The 3916-nt window shown below is 55.1% G+C and carries 5 protein-coding genes; all 5 read left to right on the forward strand.

Annotated features, from left to right (window positions below; genetic code table 11):
- Positions 1 to 439 (forward strand): alpha-ketoglutarate-dependent dioxygenase AlkB (locus AC221Y_RS21450; RefSeq protein WP_486708365.1); only part of this gene is annotated, 439 nt, incomplete at its 5' end.
- A 112-nt stretch (positions 440 to 551) separates the two neighbouring features.
- Positions 552 to 806, forward strand: coding sequence for a DUF6946 family protein (locus tag AC221Y_RS21455; RefSeq protein ID WP_486708369.1), 255 nt, complete (start codon positions 552 to 554; stop codon positions 804 to 806).
- Positions 807 to 915: 109 nt separating this feature from the next.
- Positions 916 to 2466 carry a ShlB/FhaC/HecB family hemolysin secretion/activation protein gene (locus AC221Y_RS21460; RefSeq protein WP_486708366.1) on the forward strand — a complete coding sequence of 517 codons (1551 nt, stop codon included), beginning with the start codon at positions 916 to 918 and terminating at the stop codon, positions 2464 to 2466.
- Between the two features lie 4 nt (positions 2467 to 2470).
- Complete coding sequence (locus AC221Y_RS21465) at positions 2471 to 3526, forward strand: hypothetical protein (RefSeq protein WP_486708367.1); 1056 nt, start codon at positions 2471 to 2473, stop codon at positions 3524 to 3526.
- An 18-nt stretch (positions 3527 to 3544) separates the two neighbouring features.
- Complete coding sequence (locus AC221Y_RS21470; RefSeq protein WP_486708368.1) at positions 3545 to 3787, forward strand: hypothetical protein; 243 nt, start codon at positions 3545 to 3547, stop codon at positions 3785 to 3787.
- Positions 3788 to 3916: the final 129 nt, after the last annotated feature.

Raw genomic sequence — 3916 nt, forward strand, 5'->3', positions numbered from 1 at the left:
AAAATACGGCTGGTATTCCGACCGGCGCGGCTACCGGTATATCGACCGCCACCCGTCGGGCGTTGCGTGGCCCGCGATCCCCGCCTCGATCCTGAAGGTCTGGGCGGAATATTCCGGAACCGAACGCGCGCCGGATTGCTGCCTGATCAACCATTATACCGAGGGTGCGAAAATGGGTCTGCATCAGGATCGCGACGAAGCGGATTTCTCCTATCCCGTGGTGTCGATCTCGCTTGGCGACGAGGCGCTGTTCCGCGTCGGCGGTACCGAGCGCAGCGATCCGACGCGCTCGGTCTGGCTGTCCTCGGGTGACGTCGTGGTGATCGGTGGCGCGGCGCGTCTGGCTTATCACGGCATCGACCGGATCAAGTTCGGCAGCAGCCGCCTGCTCGACGGCGGCGGGCGGATCAACATCACGCTCAGGGTGGTGGACGGCTGACGCCTATGGCGCGGTTACCTGGAGCCAAGACCTTCAGATTTCCAGTGATCACTTCGATTACTCTTAACCGCTTCGGCCCAAAAAAAGGGACCTCAATATAGTAGAAATACTCATTCCGACAGTTGGGCCCGATGATTGGCAACGTTTTCTTGCTGACCCAGAGAAGCAATGGAAACGCGGATACTCGGCAATGGCTGCGGCGCTTTCCTGGGAAGCAGCGAATGGTTTGCCTCAAGAGATCGCGGACCTTCTCGGCGGGTCACCTGAGTTACTGTTGGCTATCCCAGAACACAAGGTGGCCTTGCCTGGCGGTCAACGTGAAAGCCAATGCGACGTGTTTGCCTGTCTTGGCCCCTTAAAACTGTGACACATTTTTCCAACAACTTTTCGTTTTTCGTAACCCTGTTTGGTGTAAGGAATTTGGAAAATCATGTCATCGGCCTAAGCTCTTCGAAACAAAAAACGGAACTAACTGAATGGCAGGCAAAACCAGAAACTATCTCGCATATCTTTTTTCGATATTCGCTACTGTTGTCGCTCCGATTGCATCCGCGAATGAAATCCCTGCAGTCGCTGCTGAACAGACTTTCGAAGTCCGGGGCGTTGGCGCATATAATGGTTCCGAAATTCTTAGCTATGCCGCGCAGGTCGATGTACAACGAACGGGCCGGGTCACCGCCAGCGGCATCGCGGCCGCGATCGAAACCATCTATCGCGAAGACGGGTATTTCCTCGCATCGGCAAGCGTCTCGCCTGACGGTCGTACCATCATCGTGGATGAAGGTTTGATTGGTTCGATTTCAATTGAAGGTGTCGATGCAAAAACCTTCAAGTTGATCGAGGGGTACTTCGAACCCGTCATCGGCAAACTGGCAGTGCGGCTAAGCGAATTCGAACGTGCCATCATGCTTGTTGAGGACATTCAATCAATAAATGCCTCGGCGGAAATCACCTATCCGGAGGGCAGCGATGCCGCCCACGTCCGGATCGTGGCAGAGCAGTTGGACACCTCTTCGGGCTATGTCACATTGGATAACCCGTCGCGCGAATTCGGAGATGCGGTAACGCTGACTTTCAGCCAGGAATTTGTCAGTTTGTTAACGCCGGGCGATCTTTTCCGTTTTGAGCTTTCTGGCACGGAAAGTCTGGAGGATGGAGACAGCGACCTTTACGGCTCTTTGATTTACCGCTTTCCAGTCAGTAGTGCCGGAACCTACGCCGAAGCCTACCTCGGCAATGTCGTCGGCGATCGTGATGCGAGCGGAACGCTGAGCCAGACAGATCTGGAAGGCAACACAGTCATTTTGGCTCTGGCACATCCCTTCGTGCGGGATGTTCATAGCTACGGCTATGGCCTGATCGAACTTCGCCGCACGTCCTCAGATTCTGATCTGGACGGCTCGACAATCGATTTCAAAAGCGAGGTCAAAGTCTTGAGCGCCTCGTGGATCCATGGAAGAGCACTCGATCACGGTGGTGCCTACGAATATGCTGTGAACCTGGCCATAGGCGAGCGGACCAGCGACGCGATAGGGTTTGACGACGGCGACAAGAATTTCTGGCATCTGCGAGCGGGTGGTGGATACCAAAAGCCTGTGACATGGTTTGGAGAAAATTCCGTATTCAGCGCCGAAGTATGGGGTCAGTACAGTCCGGACAGGTTGCCTGGGATAGAAGAGTTCTATCTGGGCGGCATTGATGAAGAACGAGGCTACATCTTTGCCGAAAGCAAAGGTGACAGCGGCTTCTCGGTAACTTTACAGGCTGGACGCGATTTTTTCCCGACTGCCAACTACATAAGGCGCGTCCGGCCCTTTGGTTTCATTGATGTTGGATACATCCAAAACAACGACCCCTCGCCAGTCGAACAGTCAGATGAGGTCTTGTCTTCGGTGGGGATCGGCCTCGATGCGGAGCTTCCAAACGGAGTGTTCATTCAGAGCTACGTTGCAGTTCCGATGGCCTCCGGTCCGGACACAGACAGCGGCGATCCTGCACTCTATCTCGCATTATCTAAAAGTTGGTAACGGCATGAAACAGAAACATATGGGTTTGGTAACCGCTACGCTGATCTGCGCCGCCACGTCGGCATTTTCTGGTGGTAATCACTATGGGTGGTGCAACGGTGTCGGAAATCCCCATAAGGGTTCGAATTGCGGCGGTGGCAGCGGCAATACTGCTCCGACGGTTCTCCCGTCGCAGGTGCCAACGTCCACACAGCAGCCTCAAACCGGCCCCGGCGTGCCGCAGACACCTCCGGTGGTCACGACACAGGTCATTGTTGTGCAGCCTCAACCGGGTCAGACAATTTCCGGCACCAGTTCTGTAACGCCGCCACAAGGTCAACGCGGTCCGGACGTCACCGGGAACAGCCCGCTGATCATTTTGCAACCTCTTCCCAAACAAACATTCACGGGCGTTTCGCCTGTGCCAACTGTCACTCCGGTTCCGACACCGTCTTTCACCGGCTTTTCGCCCGTTATCACGATTCAACCGCAACCCCCTCAGACTTTCGTAGGTTATGGGCAGGTGCCTGCCACCATCATCGTTCAACCGATTCCACAGCCAAGCTTCACGGGTGGTGCCGTGCCGAATCCTCAACCGGTGGCCGTGCCAAATCAGGTGCCGCAGGCGGTACCGTCAAAAACGCCACAAGGCACGCCCTATTTGATCCCTTCGCTGAAACCGCAAAGCCCAGCATCCGCACCACAAGCCAAACCGCAGGCGACACCTGTCGCAGTTCCGAGGCCAAGGCCGCGACCGAATGCTCAGAAGCCCAAACCTCAAGGTGGCTCGTCTAGCCACAAAACGCAGGTTACCCAAGCTCCGGTAGCATCACGCCACATCACCGCTGCACCCGGGCGTCAGGCGCAACACAACCCACCAAGTTTTGCAGATGCAAATGGTCGTGGGTCATGGGATTGCCTTGCCAGTGGTCATGGTCAGCGCAAGACGTTGACCAACCGCCGTGTCACGGTCGCTGGCGCGCTTCGGCACGTTGGGTCTATCGACCTTGTTGGGCGTGACCTTCCTGCTTTGCATCCGGGTCATGCCAATTGCATTATCTCGGTGAAGCGAAAAAACTGAATACATTACAAAAGACAGATGGATAACTTGACTATTATTCCATTGGCGGCGGTTCTGCTGTTTGCAGCAAGCCAAGCACAAGCGCAGTTCACGGGAACCGAGTCTATCCTTCCCGAGATTGCAGTTCGTGGTCAAGGATGGGCACAATTGCGCGATCTCGCTGAGGTCAAGGAGTTTGCGTTCGCTTTCATCGAAACCACCGTGATGATCTCGGTGCTTGCATATCATCCCGTCGACATTGCCACTGTCTTGGCCCCTTAAAACTTGATAAGTATTTACAACATTCTCGGAGAAGTGCGCGAGGGGGTGAGTAAGTCTCTAAGCCGATCCTTTTCCAGAACGTCGCACCCCGTCACTTTCTTAAGCGTGCAGTTCAAACATAAAAAGGTG

It is taken from the genome of Boseongicola sp. (assembly GCF_057460485.1).

Excerpts from the sequence above, each read along its gene's own strand:
- AC221Y_RS21460 (WP_486708366.1), top strand. The coding sequence starts at position 916 with ATGGCAGGCAAAACCAGAAACTATCTCGCATATCTTTTTTCGATATTC.
- AC221Y_RS21465 (WP_486708367.1), top strand. The coding sequence starts at position 2,471 with ATGAAACAGAAACATATGGGTTTGGTAACCGCTACGCTGATCTGCGCC.
- AC221Y_RS21470 (WP_486708368.1), top strand. The coding sequence starts at position 3,545 with ATGGATAACTTGACTATTATTCCATTGGCGGCGGTTCTGCTGTTTGCA.